This window comes from Parvibaculum sp., assembly GCF_045863935.1.
Classification (GTDB): Bacteria; Pseudomonadota; Alphaproteobacteria; order Parvibaculales; family Parvibaculaceae; genus Parvibaculum.
Genome location: NZ_BTVP01000030.1, coordinates 1 through 25,343, shown reverse-complemented (window position 1 = coordinate 25,343; position 25,343 = coordinate 1). Strand labels below are relative to the sequence as shown.

12 protein-coding genes are annotated in these 25,343 nt (G+C 62.4%); 5 read left to right on the top strand and 7 right to left on the bottom strand.

Translation table 11 applies throughout. The features are described from left to right. The first annotated feature begins 32 nt into the window (after positions 1 to 32). Complete coding sequence (locus tag ACKUUH_RS12780; RefSeq protein WP_407950305.1) at positions 33 to 1,046, top strand: aspartate-semialdehyde dehydrogenase; 1,014 nt, start codon at positions 33 to 35, stop codon at positions 1,044 to 1,046. A gap of 395 nt (positions 1,047 to 1,441) precedes the next feature. Here ACKUUH_RS12780 and ACKUUH_RS12775 read toward each other — a convergent pair whose 3' ends face one another. The 7 genes from ACKUUH_RS12775 to ACKUUH_RS12745 all read right to left on the bottom strand — a co-directional run bounded on the left by ACKUUH_RS12775 (position 1,442) and on the right by ACKUUH_RS12745 (position 18,670). Then, positions 1,442 to 2,197 (bottom strand): HNH endonuclease, encoded by a 756-nt coding sequence (locus tag ACKUUH_RS12775; protein WP_407950304.1) that lies wholly within the window; start codon positions 2,195 to 2,197, stop codon positions 1,442 to 1,444. Between the two features lie 7 nt (positions 2,198 to 2,204). Continuing rightward, positions 2,205 to 4,187, bottom strand: a complete 1,983-nt coding sequence (locus ACKUUH_RS12770; RefSeq protein WP_407950303.1) for a chromosome segregation protein SMC — start codon at positions 4,185 to 4,187, stop codon at positions 2,205 to 2,207. After that, positions 4,171 to 9,000, bottom strand: a complete 4,830-nt coding sequence (locus ACKUUH_RS12765) for an Eco57I restriction-modification methylase domain-containing protein (protein ID WP_407950302.1) — start codon at positions 8,998 to 9,000, stop codon at positions 4,171 to 4,173. The genes ACKUUH_RS12770 and ACKUUH_RS12765 overlap by 17 nt, the downstream gene beginning before the upstream one ends. Positions 9,001 to 9,003: 3 nt before the next feature. Further along, positions 9,004 to 11,547, bottom strand: a complete 2,544-nt coding sequence (locus ACKUUH_RS12760; RefSeq protein ID WP_407950301.1) for a helicase-related protein — start codon at positions 11,545 to 11,547, stop codon at positions 9,004 to 9,006. A 226-nt stretch (positions 11,548 to 11,773) separates the two neighbouring features. After that, positions 11,774 to 16,942, bottom strand: coding sequence for a DEAD/DEAH box helicase (locus tag ACKUUH_RS12755; RefSeq protein ID WP_407950300.1), 5,169 nt, complete (start codon positions 16,940 to 16,942; stop codon positions 11,774 to 11,776). 125 nt (positions 16,943 to 17,067) lie between these two features. Further along, positions 17,068 to 18,084: a nucleotidyl transferase AbiEii/AbiGii toxin family protein gene (locus tag ACKUUH_RS12750; RefSeq protein ID WP_407950299.1), complete on the bottom strand. Its 1,017-nt coding sequence runs from the start codon at positions 18,082 to 18,084 to the stop codon at positions 17,068 to 17,070. Then, positions 18,077 to 18,670: a DUF6088 family protein gene (locus ACKUUH_RS12745; RefSeq protein WP_407950298.1), complete on the bottom strand. Its 594-nt coding sequence runs from the start codon at positions 18,668 to 18,670 to the stop codon at positions 18,077 to 18,079. The genes ACKUUH_RS12750 and ACKUUH_RS12745 overlap by 8 nt, the downstream gene beginning before the upstream one ends. Positions 18,671 to 18,906: 236 nt before the next feature. Here ACKUUH_RS12745 and ACKUUH_RS12740 point away from each other — a divergent pair, with 236 nt between their 5' ends. The 4 genes from ACKUUH_RS12740 to ACKUUH_RS12725 all read left to right on the top strand — a co-directional run. After that, entirely contained in the window at positions 18,907 to 19,860 is a 954-nt protein-coding gene (locus tag ACKUUH_RS12740) for an ArdC family protein (RefSeq protein WP_407950297.1), read from the top strand. Between the two features lie 121 nt (positions 19,861 to 19,981). Beyond that, entirely contained in the window at positions 19,982 to 22,153 is a 2,172-nt protein-coding gene (locus ACKUUH_RS12735; protein ID WP_407950296.1) for a ParB/RepB/Spo0J family partition protein, read from the top strand. A gap of 215 nt (positions 22,154 to 22,368) precedes the next feature. Continuing rightward, on the top strand, positions 22,369 to 23,172 hold the full coding sequence (locus ACKUUH_RS12730) for a hypothetical protein (RefSeq protein WP_407950295.1): 804 nt from the start codon (positions 22,369 to 22,371) through the stop codon (positions 23,170 to 23,172). A gap of 207 nt (positions 23,173 to 23,379) precedes the next feature. Continuing rightward, positions 23,380 to 25,343: strawberry notch-like NTP hydrolase domain-containing protein (locus ACKUUH_RS12725; protein ID WP_407950294.1), on the top strand; the 1,964-nt coding region annotated here is incomplete at its 3' end.

The window sequence follows — 25,343 nt, the reverse complement described above, 5'->3', positions numbered from 1 at the left end:
ATGGATCATGAGCCCGGTCCGGAGTACCGAAAATGAATGCCAATCCCGTCGTCGCCATTGCGGGCGCGACCGGCGCCGTGGGCGTCGAGATGATCCGCTGCCTCGAGGAACGCAACTTCCCGGTGAAGGCGCTGAAGCTGCTGGCCAGCGCGCGCTCGGCCGGCAAGACCATGAAATTCCGGGGTAAGGACATTCTTGTCGAAGAACTGACCGGGGACAGCTTCAAGGGCGTCGATATCGCCTTCTTTTCGGCGGGCGGCGGCATTTCGCGGAAATTCGCGGCAGCCGTGAAAGCGGCGGGCGCGGTGATGATCGACAATTCGTCGGCCTTCCGCATGGACCCCGACGTGCCGCTGGTGATCCCCGAAATCAATCCCGAGGCCGCGTTCGGCCACAAGGGCATCATTGCCAATCCGAACTGCTCGACGATCATCGCGATCACGCCGCTATGGCCGATCCACAAGGTGAACCCCGTGAAGCGGCTGGTGGCGGCGACTTATCAGGCGGCGTCGGGCGCGGGCGCGGCGGCGATGGAGGAACTGGAACAGGCGACGCGTGCCTTCCTTTCCGGCGAGCCCTTCGAGCAGAAGATCATTCCGCATCCCTACCCCTTCAACGTGTTCAGCCACAATTCGAATGTGGACCCGGAAACGGGCTACAACGAAGAAGAGCTGAAGATGGTGAACGAGACGAAGAAGATCTTTGCCGATCCGGATATTCGCGTGACGGCGACCTGCGTGCGCGTGCCCGTGTTGCGCGCGCATTCCGAAGCGCTCGACTTCGAATGCGAGCGGCCGATCACGCCGCGCGAAGTGCGCGAGATCTTGTCCGGCGCGCCGGGCATCAAGATCGTCGACGATCGCGCGGAAAACTACTTTCCGATGCCGAAGGACGCGTCGGGGCAGGACGACATTCTCGTCGGCCGCATCCGCCAGGACATTTCCGATCCTTCCGGACGGTCGATCGCGATGTTCGTCGCGGGCGACCAGCTTCTGAAAGGTGCCGCGCTCAACGCCGTTCAGATCGGCGAAGTGCTGGTGAAGTGAGGGAGATTATTCCCACTCAATCATCGGCCGCATGCTCTATCTGATTGAAAAACAAAGCGAAAAAATATTTTTGATAAGCAAGATACCGTCGCGCCTACCGTCAAAAACCTACTGCTTATTAAAACATTGGGTTTTTTCGGCCAATGAGCCGGACGAAGATTTCGCCATCTATCGTCGGTGACGGCGATCGCGCCGTTTGAAGGCTCGGGCAGCGAAAGTGCTCGCAACGTCCATATCATACCGATGCACTGCCTGATTTGCCATCCTTATCGAACGATTCCCTCTGCGATACCGTTATGCTCCCGTAGCAGCTCGGCAGACCGGCACGCCGCGCCGTCGTGGGTGAAGGAGCGCGATCTGGTCGCTTGGAGCGCGGCGTCAAGTTTGGGGCCGCGCTACCATAGAGATCGTGCTCTCTCGCGATGGCGGGCAAGCCGTCCGCGATGCTTGTCCGTCAGCGGAACGCAGGCGCTCCAGCGTAATTCGGCGCGCGCGTGCTCGCTGAGTGATGGGGAGAATTCAGGCTTGCCTTCGCCGTCGAAGGTCACAAGCGCGCGATCGAAGGCGGCATCCCACAACGCTGACAGCAGCAAGCCATTATGCACGTCGAGCCGTTCGGCGTCGCTTTCGCAGTCAGCCCAAGGGATGATGTGCGATGCGCGTAGCAGGGCCGGATCGGAGATCCCAGTCAGAGGGCAACGCCCCTGCCAGTAGTCCATCAGACGATCGCGAAAGATGTCTTGTCCGATCCGCTGCACCACCAAGCGCTCGACCTCGGTGGTTCGAGGCAGGCCCGCTACGCGCCGCTCGAACTCCCGGAGGGGCGCGTCGGGAAGGCTGATCGCCAAGGCATAGACGCGATTCAGCGCCGCGTAGAGTTCGCCCAGTGCATTGAAGGCGTAGCGTCGCGTGCCGGGGCCGGGCATAGCGGCGGCTGGCCAATCCAGCTCCGCGACGACACCGGCATGGTCGGTGGCGAGAAACCACGGCCCATGACTGCTTTCAGCAGCCAGATAGATTGCGCCGTGCGCCGTCGTGGACGCAAAGGCCCGCCATCCGACTTCTTCGCCCAGAACACGGCGAAAGCCGTTTTGCGCGGCGGCTTTCTCACATTCTTCCCGGACGATGAAGGATTGGGGAGCTTCAGGCATTGGCGGCCTACAAATCGCGCGCCACCAGGCGTTCCGAACCTGGCGCCCCTTTCAGGGTCAGCCTTAGCCAAGGATCGCAACGGAGATCATCGGGAGGGCGTGTCGTGGTCGTCACGATATACTGAAAGGCCGCTGCCTCGGTCATTGTCTCCACCTCACGCATCAGGCGGAACAACTCGTCGTAGATGCTGAGGCCAAGATCAGCCTCGCGGGGGCTGTCGTGAACCAGGAACGCCGGGAGGCGTGTTGCGCCTTCGATGCTCAGGCACAGACAGGCAAGATCAAACGCCAACACTTTCAGGGACTCGATAGCGGCTGTGCGGCGATCTCCATCGACATCTACGACGATTTCAAGTCCGTTGCCGCTCAGAGTAACTGCCCCCTTCGCACTGTCGTTGACCAGACGACGAATGATGGCAGAGAATTTCTGCGTTATCTTGCCGAAGGTCAGCCCCTGCTTATCACGGAAGGCGGCGAGCCTTTCGCGCTCTTTGACCAGCTTGTCCTCAAAGCCTCGCAGCCGCTTTCGTAGATCGTCTCGCTCGGCCGATAGTTCGCCAAATCGCTCGACGCCTTCCTTGAGACGGGTCGCCGCCTGCCATGCGGATGTGCGCGCATCACGGACGTCCTCAATGGCTTGGGCGCGTTTCTCTGCCTGCTCAACTTTCTGTTTGGCCAAGGCGATGACGGGTTGGAGAGCTTTCGATCGCGTTTCCAGATCGCCGATTTTCTTCTGCTGCTCGCCGATTTCCTGGCGCTTCGTCTCAAGCCGGGCTCGGCATTCCGCCTCGTTGTGCAGCCTGTGGGAAAGGCCGCACCCCTCCGCCAAGACTCTATCGATCGGCACTTCGCAGATCGGGCATACCTGACTTGCCGCGTTTGCCGCCGCCGCTGAAAGGCCAGGGATTTCGCTGGAAAGCAGAGTGAGAACCTGCTTCTCGGCCGGTAACTGCGCATCTAAGCGAACAAGTTCTTCGTTTGCGTGGTTCAGCTCCGCGTTTGCCTCCTGCAATGCCTTCCGAGCGGCCGCTAACTCAGCGGTGTTGCCGCTCGGAAGCTGAGCTGCGGCGGCAAGTCGGTCGTCGGTCGCCTTCCGAAACACTTCCAGGAGCAGAGGCATTTCCGGCAGCGTCTGTTCACCGAGGCCGAGTTGGTCGATCAACCGGGTGTGGCGGCGACCGAGATCCCAAGCAATGTGAGATATTTCTCGCTCCGCATTGGCGACATCACCGCGCAGCGTTTCCTCGTTGCGCCGGGCCTCCTGCTCCTCTTCCGTGATCGCCATGAGGAACGCGCGAAGCGCCTCGCGCCGAGGCCCGGTTTCGCGCCCACTCGCCGGTATCGGCGCATCGGAACCGGAGGCGGGAGAGCGCCAATCCAGAACATCGTCGAAACGGCACTCCTGATCGCGCGTCAGCCAGGCGAGCGCGATCGGCCACGCCTTCTGCCCAGGCTGAAGACGAGCCAAACTCGCGGTAGAGGGTGTGACGATGGCCTGCTCGATGGCTTCGATCAGCGGGTCGATGCTTGTCGTTGCGCCATCGCCTCCGGCAATCTCGTCGAGGTTGCCATCCGCGATGGCGACATGGCGACGCCGGATGCCCAATGGCCGGACAACAGCCCAGCATACACCGTCGAGCATCACCTCGGCGCCGACAATGCCGTTGGGGAAAGCGATCGCGATCCGTTCCCGCTGGGTCTCGTCGGCGAAGCGCTGTTCTCCGAGACAGTAGCGCAACAGACGGCAGAATAGCGATTTGCCGGCTCCATGACCGATGGTGCGCCCACCACTGGTATTGTCTTCATCGGAGCCGTCGGGCGACCAGATAATGTTGAGTCCAGGCCGAAGTAGGATGTCCTCACGGATTTTCGGACCACCGGGTGCTTCCCAGAGCGCTATGCGACGCACCCAAAGGCGCGGCTCCTTCAGACCCTCCGGAGCGGTCAGGCTGAGTTTTGGAGGGGCGAACATCTCATGCTGCTGCGACATAGGCGATCCAGTCCCGGACCTCATCCGGCAGCGAGGAAACTGTCGAATCGAGATCGAGCGTGCGCAGTGCCTCCAGCGCGAAGCTCGCCCGCCCGTCCGGCCAACCGGCGGTGTCGAACACGTTGAGGCCCGGCCCCCGCGCCCATGTTCCGGCTGCCGAGTCTTCGATCAAGCGACCGTTGCCACGGTGATTGGACACGGAAGTGCCCCAGCCTTGATTGGTGCGAGCCGCGAAGCCGACCACGTTGCCCGTCCGCGGTTCCGCTTCCTGCCCGACCAGCCGCCGCCATTCTTGTGCTTGGGCCGCTGGGAGCAGCGCCGTCAGAAGGTGCGGCTCCAGGACCAGCGCCGCAGCAAAACGAATGGTTTGCCTTGGTGTTGGCCCGTTGATGGCCTTCAGGATCGCGGTCAGGGCAGCGCCTGCGTCATGCGGCTGCTGTGTAGCCCGAGCCCACGCGCCATCTGGAAGATCGGCGGGAGACGGTGGCGTGGTAGAGGCGGGAAGCGAGACAGGCGCCGCGGCGGCTTCCGTCTGTTTCCAGGCGTCGAGTACCAGGCGCTCGGTGCGGTATTCGCCACAGAGGCGGATTTCCTTTTCCTTCAGAACACGGAAGGTCTCGGAAGGATATTCGGTGCCCTTAGCCTTGGTCGGGTCGAGCACGTACCGCAGTTCATCATTGGTGAGGCCGTACTTTCTAGCGAAGAACACATCCAGCTCGGCGCGCAAACGAGCGCGGCGGTCTTCATTCCAACCGAACGGATTACCGGAATAGCCGAGATCCTCCGCCCAAGGCTTCATTGCGCGGCTCGTATAGGTCAACTCGAGCACGTGCGACGCGATGAACGCGAGATCATCGACTGTGAAGGCAGAAGGAGGAAGAACGGGAAGCTGCTGGGCAATAAAGAAATTGAGGTGAGTTCCTCCCACTTTATGGCGTGCTGCAAAGTCAAACGTGAGACTTGAAAGCATGCCGACGAAAGCCGCAGCATATCTTCTCTCCACATTCTGCCCGACATACCAGATCGGTAGGTTGTTACCGACACCAACCTTCGGAAACGCACCGCCAACCACGGTCCGCTCTGCGGAGTTGTTCGTTATATCCCGCCATCCCATGAGATAGCGTGGTTGCTTGGCGGCAATCAGGACTTCTGCGACCGCGAGCGCATCTTTTGGCCCTTCGCCGATGCGCGCAAGGTCGTCTGTTGTTAGCGGTGTTTCGCTCTGCATCTCGGCTCCCGAGGCGAGCGTTTTAGGATCGAGGAGGAAGCGTTCGGGCGACGTCTTCAGGGTGCCACGCCAATCCTGTGCGCGGCCCAGAAGGCGGAAGATGTCGCCTTCTCGGGCAGGGCGCCCTTCCAGCGCGCCGATGGCCCCGGCGATCCAAGTGACAAGCGTTTTGAGTACCGCGGTGCGCGCGCTTTCCTGCGCATCGGCATCTGTCTTGCGCCGCCCTTTGCTGCTCCCGTTCGACGCAAGACGCAGAGCGCTTTTCAATGCAGTTGGTACACGTGCCGCACGTAGGACAACCTCATCCTCGGGTACCCAGTACCAAGGATCAGGCTCGAAGTTTGCATCCAGCTTCTTAAATGGCGGCACCTCTGGTAGCGCCCCATCTGCAGGTCTTTCAGACAAACCGAAGAAAGAGCCAAAGCGATGATCGAAGTGGTGAATCATCTTTGCTTCGTAGAGCGGTACACGGCGCTCGATCCCCGCCGCCGTTTCCCGCGCCCAATCTGCTCCGTCACGCCGCCAACCATCAGGTTCCATTTGAGCCGGCGTACGGAAGAAGCTGGAGTCGTTGGACATATGGAACATCGTCTGGAAGGTGATGCCCCACGGATTGATATTGCCGCCTTCCACCTCCGGCCGCACCTGAATCAGAACAGGCGCACGCGTGTAGAGCTTCGCTGCTAACGTCGCGTCAGCGCGCGATCGAAAGACAGGAGCGGTTTTCGTATTTGGATTAATACGAGCAATTTCTTCCTCGTTTAGCTCGAACCGCCGTTCTTGATGATCAATCTCAGCAATGTCTTTTATGTCAAAACAGAATTGTGCCGCTTTTGAAGCACCTCCCAAGCCAAGGATACAGAACGATTTTCTGTCGTCGGTTCCTTTGAACCATCCTCTGATTTCATAAAAACTAAACAATGATTGAAGCTTGTTTGTTGTGATAAGATATCCAAAGAACTCGGATGTTGATGCGTCGGTCGATATACCGGTCGGTACGATCACGCCTGCCCGGCCGATGGGTTTGGCAAGACGAGCGAACAACTCGGCAAAGAGGGCGTAGGTGTTGACGTCGCCCCGTCCGGTGAGCGGATAGCGGCCCGAAGACCGAACAAATTCGCTCGCTGCCTCCGCGCTACGCTTGGCGAAGACGAAGTCTTGCCAAAGACGTCCGTCCGCGCTTTCCGAGTCGGCCCTCTCCAGATCATCGATCAGCTTCTGGCGCTCCGCCTTGTTCGGTGCGGCAGCGATCACCGGTGAACGCGCAGCGAAAAACTCCTGTTCCGAGAGCTTGATGCGCTCCCATGGTGGGTTGCCAACGACGACATCGAAGCCACCATCGCGTTCCATGATCTCGGGAAATTCGATGAACCAGTGAAAAGCGCTCACCTTTGCGGAGGTGAGTGTCGCCCCCTGACGTAAATGCTCCGCAGGTGCCCAGCCACCTGCCGCCTGCCACACATGTTCCGTGAGCGGCATCGCATCCGTGCCTGCCGCGCCGCCTGCTTTTGCGGTGAAGAACGCCGCCATGTAGAAATTGGCGGAGACGTAAAGGTCGCTGGCTGTCTTCAGGTTTTGCCAAGCGTCAGAAGCGCGTATCGCCCGGAAATCGCTCGCTTTGGCCTCGACGCTTACCAGATCATCCTGGGTCATCGCCTTAAGCTTGTGATCCTGCTCTGCCAGGATTTCGGGTGGCGACCAGTTCTTAAACAATTGCGGGTGCCCCTTGGCCCGCTCGCGCTGTTCCTTGTTGAGACGAGCGTAGCGGCGGGACAGTTCCTTGTCGTCGCCGGTAAGCGGCTTGTAGGCTTCATCTGGCAATCCTTCGCGCAACATGGCGCGGTCGAACACGCCGATCAGGCTGTCGCCGCAACGGATTTGCGCGTCGAAGAACGCGAGCGGGCGCCCCGGTTCCAAGGCTTCAATCCACAGCGCGACCTTGGTCAGTTCGACCGCCATTGGATTGCGGTCCACTCCATAGAGGCAGCGGCAGGCGACGTCGCGCAGCGCATGACGGCGATCCTCCTCCGACGGAAGACCGTCACACCGTGCTCGAGCGACTCGCTCGGCGATTCTGTGCGCGGCTGCGAGGAGAAAGTGTCCCGATCCGCAGGCCGGGTCGATGACAGTAAGTTCAAGAAGCCCTTCGGCCGGATCGGCGGCCTGTGCCTCCCGTTCGTCGAGCACCGGGTTTAGCGTGGTGTCGAGCAGGAGTTTAACCAGGCTATCGGGGGTATAGTAAGAGCCGGTGGTCTTGCGTTGATTACCCTTTTGCTCGGCAGCCTCCGACGCGAAGATCAAGGTCTTGCCGTCATCACCGAGCTGCGGCTGCAATCCGAGCAGCGATTCATAAACTGAACCCAGTTCCTCGGTCTTCATAAGACGCCAGTTTACTGGCGTCATGCCGGCTTTGTCGGAAAGCCACGACAATCGATAAAGCGCTTCCATCAAGGCGCGATTGCGCAGGCGCGCCGTTTCGAGATGTGGCAGCTTGTCGTCGCTGAAAAGGCCACCGAGTGCCGGCAGGCCAAGCGCGTCCTGTCCATGCGCCAGCGCGCGGAAGACGATCTTGATGCCCTCGTAGCGGTCGTGGTGTTTGTCCCATGTGGCCGCGCGGGCGCATGAGGCGCGCAGCGCCGCGAGGCTGTAGCCTTCGCGATAGAGCCTGCGGGCATCCTGTGTCGCCATCTCGGGATGGAGCAGGTTTCGGTCCTCGGCCACCATCAGGAAGATCAGCCGATAGACGAGGCGCAAAAGCTCGTTGAACCACTCGGTTAGGTCGATTTCGCCCGATTTCAGGCGCGTGGCGAGATCGGGATTGGCTTCGAGGAAGCCCGAGCCAAGCACCCGGAGCGCGATTTCCACCTGCGCCGCCAGCCGGTCACGCGCGGCCTCGCCCTCGCGGGAGCCAGCATCACGCCAACGCTCCAACGCGCAATCCGTGGCCAGTGCTCCTACGGCACCAAACCGGGTGCGATGTATCAGAGACCAAAGAACTGCGAACGAGGCGGCATCCTCGTTGGTGAAAATCTGGGCGAGATCGGCTTCGATGTATGCCGGCCGCGTCAGCGAAGCGTTGTCTCGCATGAGGCGTAGGACGGTCCCGTTCGTCACTAGCCCCCAAAGCGCATCGTCATGATCGTTGAGATAATCCTGAAGCGCGAAGGCCGGAGAGCGCGAGCGGTCGGTCGAGAGCGTCGGGCTGCGGCGATCGAGCTTTTCCTCGGATGGCGGCACAACAATAATCGGGACACGGCCGCCGGCGAAGAATGAGAGCGTACCAGCGGCCGGGACGAGATCGTAGAAACCGAAGGTCTCTGCGAGGAAGGCCCGGACGAAGCGGCGGGTCGCCTCAACCGAAGGATTTTGAAGTTTTGCGAAGGCATCGAAATGGGACTGGCCGACGCGGAAGGACGTTGAAATCTCCTCGCGGATCGTCAGCCCCTTGCGGATGTGATAATCCTCTTCCGCCTGATCGGATGCTTGCCGGCGGTCGATGCTGGCGACCATGGCCGGGGCGATGAGGTTGCCTTCCAGCGTGAGGGAAGGCCATGCCGACATATCGGTGATAGGTTTGCGCGCCATGGTTTATGCCTCCCCCGGCATCAGCGTGAACAGGCCGATGACGTCCGGCGGCAATACGGCCTCCACCGTGACGCGGGAAGCAGACCCGGATGCGGCGCGAAGGCGGGCGTGGTCCTGCATCAGCTCCTGCGCGCGCGACCGGACGAAGTCGGCGATCGGCCCTTCGAGCAGGCCTGGCAGTTCCTCCCTGGTCTTGGCGATGAATCTGTCCCGTGCGACGGGCGCAAGATCGGCCGTCGCGGGCGCGTTCAGCAGTTCGCGCGCTTCTTCGCCGATAGCCACGATCCGCGCGCCCTGCACCGCGACGAGCGCCGCTTCCTCTGCCAGCAACAGCCGTTCCTTGCGGGCATGGACAGTCAGCTTGAAGCGGATGCGCAGGAGCGCAAGGCGGGTGACTTGCTGGACGGTGGTGGTCGGCCATGCGCCGACACGACCGATGCCCAGTCCGGACAAGGATTCCGGATCGAGCGAGGCTTCGACCAGCGCCTCGGCGAGTGTCGCCGTCAGCGGATGTGTTCTGGTGAGTAGCGCCGTGCCCGATGGCGCAGGCTCCATTGTCGCCAGGCGCACCGATCCTTTCAGATCGTGCTCGGCCAGACGCTCGCGCAGGCTGGCGTCAAGGGCATCGACATGGGCCAGAAGCACGGCTTTGCGGGTTTCCAACCGCGCGCCAAAGCGCGACATGGCGCGCTCGACGAACAGGCGCGCATCGGCTGGGGAGCCGAGCAGCGCGCGGACCTTTTCCCATTCCGGCGCGACTTCCTGCGGTTTCATGGCGTTCTGCGCGAAGCGCGCCCGCGATTTCCGCTCGCTCTCTAAAGCGTCCCGCCAGCGCGCTTCCACGGCCTTCACGCTGTCCTCAAAGCGAAGGTCGAGCGTGAGCTGAGGACTTCCTCGGCGGCGCAGCATCATCGAGGCCATCAGGGCATCCGTCACCGGCCCGCGTTCCTCGGGGAGCGGCACCGTCACGCCTGTCGCTTTGCGGATTTCCTCGGCCTTCCGAAGGATGACCTCAAGCACGGCGCCGTCGATGGCGCTATCCGGCGAGAACATCATGATCGACCGGACCCGGTCTGCTGGCTGGCCGAAACGATCGACGCGCCCTTCGCGCTGCTGATGCCGGGTCGGATTCCATGACAGGTCGTAGTGGACGACCGTATCGAAGAGTTGCTGGAGGTTGATCCCTTCGGAGAGGCAATCGGTGGCGACAAGGATACGCTGGACCGGCTTTTCCTCGTCCGCCGGTGCCATGTCGGCGACACGATCACGGCGCTCGTCCGGCGTGAGAACGCCCGTTACGGATTCTATGGTGAGCTTCGGAAAGGCTTTGCGCAGACTATCGCGCACATGCTCGGCCGTTGCCAGATAACGGCAGAAGACAACGGGATTTGCGCCCTTCTTGATGAGCGGCGTCAGCGTCTCGATCAAAGCCGCCAGCTTCGGATCGGGTTTCCCGGCCAATTCCTCGGCATGCCTCACCAGCGCGAGAAGCGCCGGATCGACGTCGAATGCTGTGCCCGGTTCGAGATCGACCGCGTCCTCGTCGTCTCCGTCGTCATCGTAGATTTGAGGTTCGAGGCGATCGCTTTCGTTCGACATGCGGTTCCGCAACGCGCTCAGGGCTGCGGCTGGCGAAGAGCCGACGCAGCGCATCAGGGCCAGCGTGCCCCAGAAGGCGAGGCGCTGCTCCCGTTGCCCCGATCCCGCCTGGGAGACGACGCCGAAGCAGTAATCGAGGACCGCCTCCTGAAAGTCGCGATGGGCACCGGACAGGTGATAGGCGAACTCGGTGGTTTCGTGCTGCGGGAAGGCGCGATCCTCATCCCAATCGCCGGTGACAAGATCGATCCTGCGCCGTTGCACGAAATGCCGCGCAAGGCGCTCGCGATACCGCGTGTCCTCGAAATCCATCGCGGCGAATGACGGATCGATCAGGGAAAGGAGCCGAGCGAAAGCTTCCTCGTCCCCGGAATGCGGCGTCGCGGTCAGAAGGATCATCCGGCGATCTGGATTCCGCGCCAGACCCTGCAAGAGATCGAAGCGCTGCTGCCGACCCTTGTGCGTTCCGACGCAAGCGTGGGCCTCATCGACGATGACGAAATCCGGGCAGGCGCGCGCGAAGCCTTCGCGGCGTTTTTCTGCCTTGATGTAGTCGAGGCTGACGACCGTGAACGGATAAGCCTCGAACAGGGTCTGGGCGAGCGGCAGCCCGCGTTCTAGCCGGCTTGCGGTGCTGGACGTGACCGGAACGGCATCGATGCCGAAGCGAGCCTTCAGTTCTCCAAGCCATTGTTCAACGAGGTGCGGTGGGCACAGTACCGAGAACGCATCCACCTCGCCTCGGTCCATCAGCTCGCGCAGAATGAGACCAGCTTCGATCGTTTTGCCGATGCCGACATCATCCGCAATCAGCAGGCGTGGCGCCGCCATGCGAAGCGCCATCAACAGGGGGACAAGCTGATAGGTCCGCGGCTCAAAGGCGAGTTGGGCAGCCGACCTGAAAGGGCCTGCGCCACGGCGAAGCGTCAGGCGCATCGCGTCCGCCAACAATGCCGCCTTAGCCTGAACGGTCGTGGCCGCATCAGCGGGAAGATCGAAACGGGCCGGCTCGACCGGCAGAAGTTCGAGAGCCGGGTCGAGGACAACTGCATCGCTGCCGCCCCCTGAAAGGGGGCGGAGCGTGAGGACGCCGTGCTGCGATGACGGAAGTGCAACCCACTCACGGCCACGCGCTCGAACCAAGTCTCCCGGAGCAAAATTCACTGTCATCACTTTATTCCCCGAACATCGAACGCATCGCGTCGGGCACGCCCGCAGTGACGGCTTCCGGCAACTCGAACAGCGTCCAGCCCTTGGTTTCCGCGTCCTGCTGTGCTGCCGCCGTTAAGGGAGAGATACAAGCGGCGACGAAATGGCTGCGCCATGCGAAACTCATTTCCTGATCGGAAAACTTTATGGCGGAGCCATCCGGGGCAGGAAGCCCTGCCTCCTTGAAGGCGGTCGCCCATTCCCCGCCTCCCATCGGTCGATCCGCCATTGCAAGTACGACCTGGCCACGCGCGAGATCGACCAGCATCTGTTTGGCTTCCTCGTGCGTCCGGTTGATCAACTCGTGATCGGGTTGGTTGAAATAGGAAAGCAGGCATCGATAGCAGCCTCGGACGCACGACTCTTTATCGTGATCGACGAGCAGCTTGGCATCGCCTGCGGCGATGGCCTCATCGACCCTATCAAAGTGCATCAGGATCAATGCTTCCCGAGCGACTTTCCCCAGCGCATGGGAGTCTTCGATCAGACGGCTTAACACGCCTGCACCGCCTTCCGTGGCTTCGTAGGCAAGGACAGCGCGGCGATTGTCGCGGGCGGGGAGCGGCTCACCGAGAATCTCGCCCTCCTCCAACTGGAAGACGATCTCGATGCCTCTCATGAGAGCATGTTGGACCGTCGCAATGGTCTCGGGCGCATAGTTGGCGGGATTGTTGAAACGGAAAAGCAGCGCGTTCTTACGGTCGCGCACGATGGGGACGATGCGAACCGGCCTCACCACATCGGGCGGTACATCGACATCGGGATCTTCGCCATCCGCCTTTGCCCAATAGCCGTTGCGCGGATCGATATAAAACCCAAAGGCGGTTTGCTTGGCGCGTCGTTTCAACCCCTTGTTGATACGACTGATCTCGGCGCTGTTCGCATATTGCAGATTGAGGATCGAGACATCCTCACAACGAAAGTCGGCTTCGGTAATTTGCGCGCGGCCGTCCCGTTTCGGCCAGGAAAAAACAGTCTGAATGTCAAAGCCCTGCCGGACCCGCTCTTCATCGTTTGCCGTGATACGCTCGGCGGGCGCGGCTTCAACATTGTCAATCCGCAGCGTTTTCTGCACAGCGTCCTTGTCCGTTATCGGGGTATTGCAGGCGTGGCACCGTTCAACCTCGCCGTCATGGCAAGCACCGCAGTTCGAGCAGATGAAGATGTCTTTCGTGGCCAATTCAGCCCCATCTCCTGTCCGGACTTCCGGCGGCAGCTTCGCCTTCATGACGCGGTAGGCGCGTCCTTCGTGGTAAATCAGGCTGCGCGGCCCAAATTCCGAAATGGCCAGGAAACGGGCACGCTGGAGGAATGAACCCGCTTTGCCTTCGCCAGGGATAAAGGCATAGAGAGGCAGGCGCGGGAAATTGTAGCCCGGCAAGAAGCCTTCGGTCGCAAGATAGCGATAGGAATAGAAGTCCGATCCGTTCGAGGCCTTGCCTTGTTCCAGGATGGTGATCTGGTCGCTTGCCTGCATCTGCGCCGCTTTGATGCGGCGGCGATCCGCGCCGGAAAGCCCGGTGATCTCGGAACGGGCATTGGCTTCCATCAATTGCGTTCGGGCGGAATTGTAGAGTTCGCGCCAGCGGTCGAAGGCACGATCCAAATCCTCGGGCGCACGGTGAGCGACGGCAGACACGAAATCGTCGGGATCATTCATCCAAGCTGGCTTTCGGCCATCCACGGATGCAAGAATCTGATCGAGCACGCGCTTCATCGGGGCGTGTGCCGCCACAGCGAGTGCGGGCTGATCGATGATGTCCTGAACTTCCTGCTTCAACGGATAGCCGGTCCCCTTCAGATCGAGGATTTCGGGGATGTCCGGCGAGAGGGCGAGTTTCGCTTCAGCGAGCCAGATTGCGTGTAAGTGTGAACGCACAAGCTCTTCATTTGTGATGTCGAGTGCAGGCGGACGAACGACCCCGGCCACCATCTCATCGCGTCGTTCGAAGAAATACTGGTCGTGCGGCGATTGAGCAGCGCAATAGCTCACGATGACGGCGGCCTGTCCGGAACGGCCGGCCCGACCAGCACGCTGCGCATAGTTCGCCGGCGTCGGCGGCACGTTGCGCAGATAGACGGCATTCAGCGCCGAAATATCGACGCCAAGCTCCATGGTCGGAGAACAGAAGAGAGCCGGCAGGAATTGGTCGGACTCCCCCACCGCGTTGAGTTCGGCGGCGTTCTGGACGAGGTTTTCCCGGTCTTCCTTCTCATACCTGAAGCGCCATTCGCGCCATTCGCGCTGCCTTTGGGAGACCTGCGCCGTATGCTCACGACCCTCAAGCCCCCAAAAGCTGCTTCCGCCGGCTTTCAGATCAGCAGCAATCTGATGATAGAGATCGTGGAAGTAGCGATTTCCCTTGGCCGTGCCAGACCGGACGGCTTCACCAGGAACGATCCGAACGGTCGATGGTGACAGGCGCCATCCTTGCAGGTCCGCCTCTATGTCAACCCGCGACACCAGACCCTCGCGGGCCAACAGTTCCATCAGGCCCGTCAAGACGGTCAGGTAGTCGTCTCTACCAAGCTTTGTTCCGAAAAAGTCCCTGCGATTAATCAGGCGGCCGATACGGGAATTATGCCCGGCGCGAACGATCGTTTGCTCTTCCCGGAGTCCCACCCGGTCCTTGCCCGGAGCCTGAAGAAACAAGGTCGTGCGGCTCCTTGGAGTTTCCTTCGCGTCGATGGACCAGGGTGTGCGCAAGAGATTTCGGGATTTCTGGGCAACGGTGTCGAGGACGGTCAGATCAAGCGCCTCGGTTCCGACTGCCAGGCCATCGAGCATGGCGCCGAGAAGGACTTTCAGCATTTCTTTGCGCTGCGAAACGCTCAGCATGGCAAGCGCGGGCGAGATGGTCCTGAGGCGCTCGGAATCCTCCGCAACCTCATCGAGGCCGATGAACGCAACATCGATGAGCTTGAGGACAGAGAGGCTCGGGTTCGTGTAACGCCATCCCCGCCGCAAGTCCGTCCAGAGTCTGTGAGCAAGGACTTTTGCAAGGGATCGCTGCGCGTCTTCGCGAACCACGGCTCCGGCTTCGGCATCCAACATCCAATGGATCCGGGCTTCCCGATTACCTGCGGTAAAGCCGAGCGCCTTGACCACTCTCAGGCCGAATTCGTCTTCCGTTATCCCATCGTCACCAGCGTCTAAGACGGCGCGTAGTATTGCGCCGCGCAACAGGCTGACGAACAGGAAGTCGTTGAAATGGCCTGCCTGGAGCGCGGCGTCCTGCCGGTTATCTGTAAAACCAAGGAGCTTTCGCTTCTCCTTGGGAACGCCGCTATTGTGGCTGTTCATCCATTCCAGAGCTGTCGAAACCAGCAGAGTCGTGGCAGAGCTACGTCCCTCGCCCGACAGGCCAGCAAGCTTGCTGCGTTCTCTCATGCTAGGATGCGGCTGGTCGAGGCAGCACGGGCAGAAGCCGAACTTGCCGGGGATGAACCAGAAGGCTTTGCCCGTTGACGCGGGGCGGCCATCGGGGGCGACCGAGATTGACTGCGGTATTCGCCCCTTCCTGTTCGCCCTCAGTCGTTCAACACCCTGTCGCTCTTCGCGCCACTCTTCGGGATAGGTCTCGACATCCCCGGTGAAGATGTAGTCGGGGTCGCCGTCCCCTGTAGGGATAAGATAGCCGGCGGTGTCAGCTTCCTGATCGTCTAGGGGGGCGTCATCGATGTTTCTGGGAATGAATAGAACACCCGAGACGTCGTCGGTTCTGGTGACGACGTGAGCCTCATGTCCACATGTTCGGCAGAAGCGCGTAGGATACAGGCGATGTCCCGGCGCGTCAGGGTCTTCAAGTTGCCCCTCGAAGAGTACCCTTCTGGGCTTATTGGTCAGGGTGGTGAAGACCTCCCCAGCGCCCGAAATGAACTGATGAAGCTTGAATGCCAGGAATGCGCCGGTTCCCTGACCACCACGATCAGTTTCCGGCAGGCTGATACGGGTCAGGAATGCTTCAAAGTAGCTCCGGCAGGTCTCGGCCTCCTTGCCGCTTTCCTTCGACAGGAGCGCCACCGCTTCCTCAAACGGGATTGGCTTCTTGCGTTTCAGCTCCTGTCCATCATCCAAGCCGATCGCCAATTCGGTCCAAACCGCCAGAGGGTGCTCCTTCAGCACCTCGTCGTTCAGCGCATCCGGCAGAGGAGATGCGAGCACGGAAGCCAATTTTGAACGCACATCATCCAGCTTCAGCCGGTCATCCGTCGCCCGCTCCAAAGACTCGTCGATGACAGAATCCAGCCCGATGGGGACTCCGAAAAGGCGGGATGCAACATCGGCCACGGCCTGTGCTCGATTGGCGTCTGAGCCCTCGCTGGCCATGGTAGCTGATGTACCGATGCAGATCGGCGCCTTGTCTGGCGTGCAACGATTGCGAAGGCGACGGACGAGAATGGCCACGTCGGCGCCCTGACGGCCCCGATAGGTGTGGAGTTCATCGAGAACGATGAACTCCAGGCCACTCGCGTTCTCAATGACCTTCGTGTCGAGACTATCCTGTCGCGTCAGGAGCAGCTCAGCCATCATAAAGTTGGTGAGCAGAATATCCGGCGGATTGTCGGCAATCTGCTGCCGTTCCTCTTGGCTTTCTTGCCCGGTGTAGCGCCGCACCACCGGCTTGAATTCGTTCGGTAGCCCCGATTGGGAGATGAACTTCTCGATCTCGTTCATCTGACTGTTGGCCAGCGCGTTCATCGGATAAACAATGATCGCACTGGTTTTGCGAGCCTTCCCTGCTTTGCGCGCGCGAATGATCGCGTCGACCACCGGTACAAAGAAGCAGAGCGACTTTCCCGATCCCGTTCCGGTGGTAACTACATAGCTTTGACCTGCCCGAGCTTTTGCGATTGCTTGGGCCTGGTGGCGGTGAAAACGCAGCGGCGTTGGTCCAAACCTGAATATTCTGCCCGTCGCTTCGTCGAGATCGCCAGAGGCGACCAGCTCTTCGGCGGTCGGCCCCTGAAGAAACCGAGGGTTGATGGACAACAAGGCGTCCGGCCAGAATCGGCCTTCATCATATTGTTGGTTGATTTGGAACCTTAGATCGTCAGCCCGAACGGCGCTGAATGACCGCGAAAAGCGGGCATAAGACTCGATAAGACGATGATCGAATTCAAATGCTTTCATTGCCGCCCCCCGCCGCCGTTATTTTTGTTCTTGAAAATGATAATGCTGCCCCAGACGCAGCGTAGTCTTGAGAAATTGAAGAAATATTTCTTTGATAAATTCGCACAATGCCCCCAGATATTATTCTATCTGCCTGCCTGGTTCACACGCTCGGCAATCTGCGCGCACCGCTCAATGAGGCTGTCGAACGGTTCGGCATCGTCGAATAGCAGCCCGTCCTCGATCATGCGGGCATAGTCGTCCCCCAACGCCTTCACGCCATCGCCGATGGGCACGAGTAGCAAGCCGCCGTTGACGGCCGCCCCGTAGTCGATCGGAGTGCGGTCGGCGGCCTTTTCTGCGAAGAACATCGACTTGTGGCGCGCGACTGCGTTCGCAAGTTTGCGATCTGCAAACGCCGCCTCCGCCAAGCCGGCTTCATCCAGCCGCGCGACATCGTGCCAATGTCGCGCGAAGCGGTCTCCACGCAACCGCCCCTGTAAGCAGAAGACATGGATGGCTGTCGCTTTCTCCCAGAATGTCCGCTCGGCGTGCATGACGCGCGGACGTGCTGTTGGAAATATCAGTCCGTCGATTAGGCCGGACGCATCGCAGGCGACTTCGCGCAGGCTGGCCGGTTCGCCCGTCGAGCGAGCGCCGAACTCCAGCATGACGCTTGGCGCGACATAGCCGGAGCCGGTTGTGGTCGGCTCATAGTCGATAAAGAGCTTGTGGCCCTCGACACGGATTGCTGCCGCCAAACCATCGGCGGCCAAGGCGTTCGCGATTACGGGCTGCACGGTATTGCCCACCCATTCCGGCAATCGCTTGCGAACCTCGCTGGACCAGCGTTTTTCCTCGCTGCGCGTCGTCGGCAAGGCTTCGCCGTTTTCGCCGACCAGATCAGGCGCGATTGCCCGAATGTCATAGGTCAGATCGACATCCTCGGAAAACCGGCGGATGACCTGATAGACTTTCGACAGCGATGTGCCACCCTTGAACACAAGATGCTCGCCAAGCGGCGCCGCGTAGAGGGTCGCCAACGCCCAAACCACCCACACATCCTTTTCGAGAAGATGCGTGGGGCGGCCAGAACGGTCGGCCGCGACGCCCAGCGCCTCGCGGCGGTCCTGAGCCGAAAGCTGGAGAAAAGCGTCAGCCATAAGCGGCCTTTCCGACGCTCTGCGCAAGCCATGTCGGAAGCTGCGGCGCGGCGGCGACCAGCTCACCGAACGCGACAGGTGGCATCTTCCGTTTCAGCGTCCTGAGCGCGGTTTCCGCCTTCTCCGGGCCAAGCCAGGCCAGCGCCCGGACAGCTTCTCCCGCTGGTCGGTTCGCTAATGCCAATTGCCAGCGTGGCGCGTGCCGCAATTCCACGACCTGCTTGCCGAGGTGCACCTTTCGGCTGCGTCCCGACGTCAGATAGACCGACCGCACGGGCACCTGCGTCGTTAGGCCAAGAGCGTTTGCCGCAGCAGCCCCGTTCGAGACGATAATCTCTCCCTTTTGGGTTGCCAGCGCCTCCACGGCCTGCTCGACCGAAGGCGCTCGGGTGCCAAATCGACCCGTGACGGGACGAAGATAGACGCCGCGACCGGCACGAATGAGCTGGCCGCGCTCGGCCAAACGCGACAAAGCCTGATCCACAGCGGCGCGATTTCCGAGGTGGAGCAAGCCCTTGGCAGATATGGGAGCGCCTTCGGGCAATCCCGTCGCATACGCCTGAATCTGTTCGGTCAGCCGAGTCATCATCGTTCTCCTGTCAGAAATATACGCAGTTTTCTGACAGCTTTCAAGGAACCCTCTTGCAGAAGGCGGTTCGATGAAGGGGAAAGCCTTCCCCTGCGGCCGAGCCACGGTCTCGGCCGACCCCTTCTGCGGGGAGACCCCGCAACGCCCCCTGAGAGTTAGAGTGCGGATCGGGTTTGCCGTGACGGGTAGATAGCCGGAGGAGAGGCTTCCGGCGCCCGTCGCGGAGAACCGCGATGTCCAGATATGATCGCCGCGCGCGCACCGGCTCCGACCGGGCGAACCTCTATGACGAAATCACCGACAAGATCATCGCCGAGCTGGAAGCCGGCCGCGTGCCATGGGTCCAGCCCTGGGGCACCTCGGCCGCCAAGGCCCCGCTCGGCCTGCCCAGGAACGCCGCGACCTCGCGAAGCTACAGCGGCATCAATGTCCTCATCCTCTGGGGCGCCGTCATCGAGCACGGCTTTCCGGGGCAAGGCTGGCTCACCTTCCGGCAGGCCCTCTCGCTCGGCGGCAATGTCCGCAAGGGCGAGCGGGGCACCACCGTCGTCTATGCCGATCGCTTCACGCCGGAGGACGAGAAGCGCCGTGCCTTCGAGGCCGGCGAGGAAGCGCAGGCGATCCCCTTCCTGAAACGCTTCACGGTGTTCAACACGGCGCAATGCGACGGCCTGCCCGACGACATCGAGGCGGCCGTGCCTCCGCCGCCGCCCGGCATGATCGAGCCCCAGGTCGAAGCGCTCATCAAGGCGACCGGCATCGACTTCCGCATCGGCGGCGACAGGGCGTTCTACGTTCCGGCCCTCGACTATGTGCAGGTGCCCCCGCCCGCTGCCTATTTCGAGCCGATTAACTGGCACCGGACGGCGCTGCACGAACTCGGTCACGCCAGTGGCCATCACAGCCGTCTCGCACGCGACCTGTCCGGATCGTTCGGATCACGCAAATATTTCGTCGAGGAATGCTTGGCGGAGCTGGCGAGCGCCTTCTGCTGCGCGGCGCTTGGGATCACGCCCACCGTCCGGCACAGCGATTATATCGGCGCGTGGATCGAGACGATGCGCGAGGACAATCGCGCCATCGTCCGCGCAGCCTCGCAGGCCAGCAAGGCGGCCGACTGGCTCCTGTCCTTCCTGCCGGACGCGGGCGGGCTCGACGTGGATGGCGACATGCGGGAGGCGGCGTGATCGACCGTCTGCCGGCCTGGTGCGTGGCGCTGCCCCTTCAGAGGAAGAGGGCGGCGCTTCGCTTCGTGACGGATTGAGATCCGAGAGAGAGCCTCCCGGAGTCCGTTATGGAGTGAAGACCATGGCCAAGGCCGCACGCAAGAAGACCCCCGTCGCCCCGATGATCGAATTTTCCCGGTCGCGCGACATTCCCTTCAACCGGATCAGGCTGTCCGACAGCAACGTCCGCGAAATCGACGTCGAAGACGGGCTCGACGAGCTGACCCATGACATCGACCGCCGTGAGGACATCGTGCAGGGCCTCAATGTCCGCGCGGTGCTGGACGCCGACGGCGCCGAGACTGGCGATTTCGAGACCCCGGCCGGTGGTCGGCGCTACCGCGCCATCGCGCGCCTGGTCGCGGCAGGCCGCTTCCCCGCCGACGGCCTCGTTCCCTGCCTCGTCAAGAAGGCCAATGCGAAGACCTCGGCGGTCGACGACTCCTACGCCGAGAACGTCATCCGCATGGCGCTGCATCCGCTCGACCAGTTCAAGGCGTTCAAGCGCATGGTCGACGATGGCATGTCGAAGGAGGAAGTCGCCGATGCCTATCGCACCACGCCGCGCTACATCGCCCAGCGGCTGCGTCTCGCCCGTGTCGCTCCGTCTCTGCTGGACGCCTATGCGCGCAGCGAGATGACGCTTGCCATGCTGGAAGCGTTCACCGTCAATCCCCACCACGCCCGCCAGGAGCAGGTCTGGGAGGCGATCCAGCGTTCGCACAATCGCCAGGCCTGGCACATCCGCGACCTCCTCACCGAGACGACGGTTCCGACCGACGACAAGCGCGCGCTGTTCGTCGGCGTCGATGCCTATGAGCAGGCTGGCGGCGTCATGCTGCGCGACCTCTTCTCCGACGAGGAAGAGGGCTGGCTGGAAAACCTCGAGCTGCTCGACCGGCTGGTCTCCGACAAGCTGAAGGCCATCGCCGACGAGGTGGCGGCCGAAGGCTGGAAGTGGGTCTCGGTCGATACCGATCTGCCCTACGGCCACGATCGCGGCCTGCGCGTTCTCGCCGGCACCTTCCTCGACCTCACCGACGCCGAGCGCGCGACCCGCGAGGCGCTGCGCGAGGAATATGAGCGTCTGGAAGCCGAGAACGCCGATTGCGACGAGTTGCCCGATGATGTCGATGCGCGTCTCGGCGAGATCGAGGCGGCGCTGGCCGCCTTCGAGAAGCGCCCGACGATCTACGACGAGGCCGAGATCGCCCGCGCCGGCGTCTTCATCAGCATCGGCCGGGCCGGCGAACTCGTCGTCGCGCGCGGCTATGTCCGCCCGGAGGACGAGGCGCCCGTCGAAGTCGAGGACCAGGACAACGCCACCGATGGCGAACCGGGCGCCCAGACCGGCGCGGTTGCCGCTCATGCCGGCGTGCAGCGCGCCGTCATCACCATCGGCGGCGAGCCGGTCGATGCGGAGGACGAAGAGGATGACACCATCAAGCCGCTCCCCGAACGGCTGGTGATCGAACTCACCGCCCATCGCACGCTCGCACTCCACGACGCGCTGGCGAACAATCCGCATGTCGCGATGACGGCGCTCCTGCACCGCATGGTGATGGAGCGTTATCACTACTCGGCCCCGACCGGCTGCCTGGAGATCACCGTGCGTCAGCAGCGTTTCGGAGTGCAGGGCGCCGATCTTAGCGACACGCCCTCGGCCAAGGCCATCGACGAACGCTTCGCCGCCTGGAAGGCCGACGTTCCTTCCGACGAAGGCGCGCTCTGGGACTGGATCGCCGCGCTCGACGAGGCGAGCCGGATGGCGCTGCTGGCCCATTGCGTCAGCTATGGCGTCAATGCGCTTTACGAGCGGCCGAACCCCCACAGCGGTTCCGGCGTCTCGCAATTCGGCCTTGATCGCCGCCTGTCGGGTGCCGATCGCATCGCCCGCGCCACCGGCTTCGACATGGTGGCCGATGGCGGCTGGAGGCCCACGGTCGATAACTATCTCGGCCGCGTGACCAAGCCCCGCATCCTCGAAGCGGTTCGCGAAGGCGCGGGCGAGCGTGCCGCCCAGCTCATCGGCCATCTCAAGAAGGGCGACATGGCGAAGGAAGCCGAGCGCCTGCTGGCCGAGACCGGCTGGCTCCCCGAGCCGCTGCGCCTTGCCGATCTCGACGACGATGGTGCCGGGGCCAGCGACGACGGTGACGGCGAGGCCCTGCCGGACTTCCTGGCAGGCGGCGGTGAGGATGACGAATCCGTCGACGCCGAAGACGAGCAAGTCGTTCTCGTCGCGGCCGAATGACCGGAACGGCGGGAAGTGGCAACGGCCGCTTCCCGCCTCATTCGAAGCCTTACTGGCTCTTGAAGCGTTACCGTCGGCTTCCTACATTCCGTGGAAGGCCGTCTCGCCTGACCTGCCGCCGGGTCAAAGCTGACAATATCTCCTTGTGATCGACCATTCGTATTCGGTCGGTGTGTAATCGGCGGACATCGGCCCAGATACGAAGGATCGATCCATTGACTTCCATCTCTCTGACTGACTCCGGCCTTCGCGCCGTAAAGCGTGCGCTCGTAGCCCGCTTCCCTAACGAAAAGTCTTCTCATCTCAGCGAAGCGCTGGCCGCCGCGTGCGGTTTTCGCACTCATGCTTCGCTGATTGCGGCTGTTCGCGAGGGCGACGCGAGCGACCCCGACTTTGTGCTGCTCGACGAATCCTCTTTTCTGTCGCGTCGGGAGGAACTGACTGGAAATCAAACGTCAGCCGGTGATCGGCACATGATGTTTGACCACCTGCCTATCGAACCCAGCGCCGATGTGCTCAAGACCATCTCTGCTCGGTTCCATTCGGTCGATTACTCAAAATCGCCCCGGCGTCGCGCTTGGCGTAACGCTATGGTCGCCGGCATCAACGCCGCGCTTTCTCGCCGCTTGTTCTCCCTGCGCCCAGGAGACAATCGCTGGCCTGGCTCCCCTCGCGAACTCCATGAGCAGCAGTCCGCGCATGTATTCCACTTCGAGATTGAAGGTATTCCCGCCATCGCATCCCTTTGGGATGCAGGCTGGGATGAAATCTCCGTTCACGTCGCCTTTTGGCCGACTAAGGATGGGGAGCGCTGGGTTCCTGCGGCTAATGCTGGCTTCCTCGCGGGAGACCTGTTTGCCTCGGGATGGCTGGAGCGTCGCAATGGCGCTTGGCTCCAAGTGGGATCGGATAGCGGGAAGAACTGGAGCTTCCGCTGCCGCAAATCCCGCTTGGCGGAAGTTGCTGCGCTGCAAGTCCGGTCTGCTGGATATGCGGATCGCGGAAGCTTCGCGCTCTAAACATCAAAGTTCACAGGCCGTTCTCCTTTGAGAGAGGTCGGCTAGCGCAGGAAAACAAGCGCTCCGCTACACAGCCGGGCGCTTTTTTCATGTCGGCTATCGCCACGACTTCAGAGGGAGAGAGTGGCCGGGACGGGTTCGAGCCCGTCCGGTCCGAGAGAGAGCGCCGGGGGCTTTCCCGTTTTTCGCTCTCCCGAGGACAGTCCCGTGAACGCACCTTTCCCCGCCACCGATGCGCTGTCGGCAACGCCCCTTGCTGCCCCCGTCGATCCTGCCGTCGCCGTCCATGCGGCCGCATTGCTGATCTTGCCTCATCTCGAACGCGGCGCGCGCGTCGATGCCGCCACGCTGCGCGGCGCCATGGAAACCGCGTTCGGCGCGTCCGACGCCACCGGCCTCTGGGACTGGAAAACCGCCTATGAGGCTTGCGAGGCGGCGACCGTCCTCTTCCTGCGCAAATATGGCAGGGCGCTGCTGCGCAAGTCCGGCTCCGCGGCCTCGGCGCTGCCCCTGCTCGGCAAGATCGCGCAGCTCTTCCCGACCCATACGCGCCGCTCCGAAGAGAGTCAGACCCTCCAGCAATTCTCGACGCCGATCCCGCTCGGCCTCGTCGCCGTCGCCGCTGCCGCGATCACGCCTTCGGATCGCGTGCTCGAACCATCGGCCGGCACCGGCCTGCTCGCCATCCTAGCCGAGATCGCCGGCGGCACGCTCGTTCTCAACGAGCTGGCCGAAATGCGCGCCGCGCTGCTCTCCGCCCTTTTTCCGGCCATCGCCGTCACCCGCTTCGACGCGTCGCAGATCGACGATCATCTCGACGCCGCCATCGTCCCATCCGTCGTGCTGATGAACCCGCCATTTTCGGCCCTGGCGCATGTCGATGGCCGCGTGGCCGATGCGGCGTTCCGCCATGTCGCCTCGGCGCTCGCGCGCCTGGCGCCCGGCGGGCGGCTCGTCGCTATTACCGGCGCGAACTTCGGCCCCGAGGCGTCGGCCTGGACCTCGGCCTTCGCCCGTCTGCAGGAACGCGGCCGCGTCGTCTTCTCGGCCGCGATCGACGGTTCGGTCTATGCCAAGCATGGCACCACCGTCGCCACGCGCCTGACCGTCATCGACAAGTTGCCGGCCGAGGATACCACCGTCTTCCCGGCCTCTCCCGGCATCGCGCCCGACACGGCGACGCTCATGGGCTGGATCGAGACGCTGGTGCCCGCGCGCGCTCCCGTCGATCCGGCCATGGTGGTTCTGGCCGCAGCGCCTTCAGCCCCGCGCAGCGTGCGCGGCTATCTGAACCGCACCGCCAGGACTGCTCCCGCCGCCGCGTCGGCCGACCCGGATGGCGTCCCGCTCGACTATGAAATCATCGACGCGCAGGCCGAGGACGGCGGCCGCCTCTCCGACGCTATCTATGAAGAATATGGATTGCAGGCGATCCGCATCCCCGGCGCCCAGCCCCATCCGACCAAGCTGGTCCAGTCGGCCGCCATGTCGAGCGTCGCGCCGCCGAAGCCGAGCTATCGCCCGCAGCTCCCCGCCAACATCCGCGATCTCCTGTCCGACGCCCAGCTCGAAACCCTGATCTACGCGGGCGAGGCTCACTCCGACTATCTCGCCGGCTCGTGGATGGTCGATGAGACTTTCGATCTCGTCACCGCCGCGCGCGACGGTGCGGAAAACGCCGTGCGCTTCCGGCGCGGCTTCATGATCGGCGACGGCACCGGCGTCGGCAAGGGCCGCCAGTCGGCCGCGATCATCCTCGACAACTGGCTGCAAGGTCGCCGCAAGGCGGTGTGGATCTCGAAGTCCGACAAGCTCCTCGAGGACGCGCAACGCGACTGGTCCGCGCTCGGCATGGAGCGCCTGCTGGTCACGCCTCTGTCACGCTTCCCGCAAGGGCGCCCGATCACGCTCAGCGAAGGCGTCCTATTCACCACCTATTCCACGCTACGCTCCGATGATCGCGGCGAGAAGGTTTCCCGCGTCAAGCAGATCGTCGAATGGGTGGGCTCCGATTTCGAGGGAGCGATCATCTTCGACGAGGCGCACGCCATGCAGAATGCCGCGGGCGGCAAGGGTGAACGGGGCGACGTCGCCGCGTCCCAACAGGGACGCGCGGGGCTGCGCCTCCAGCACGCGCTCCCTAACGCGCGCATCACCTATGTCTCGGCGAC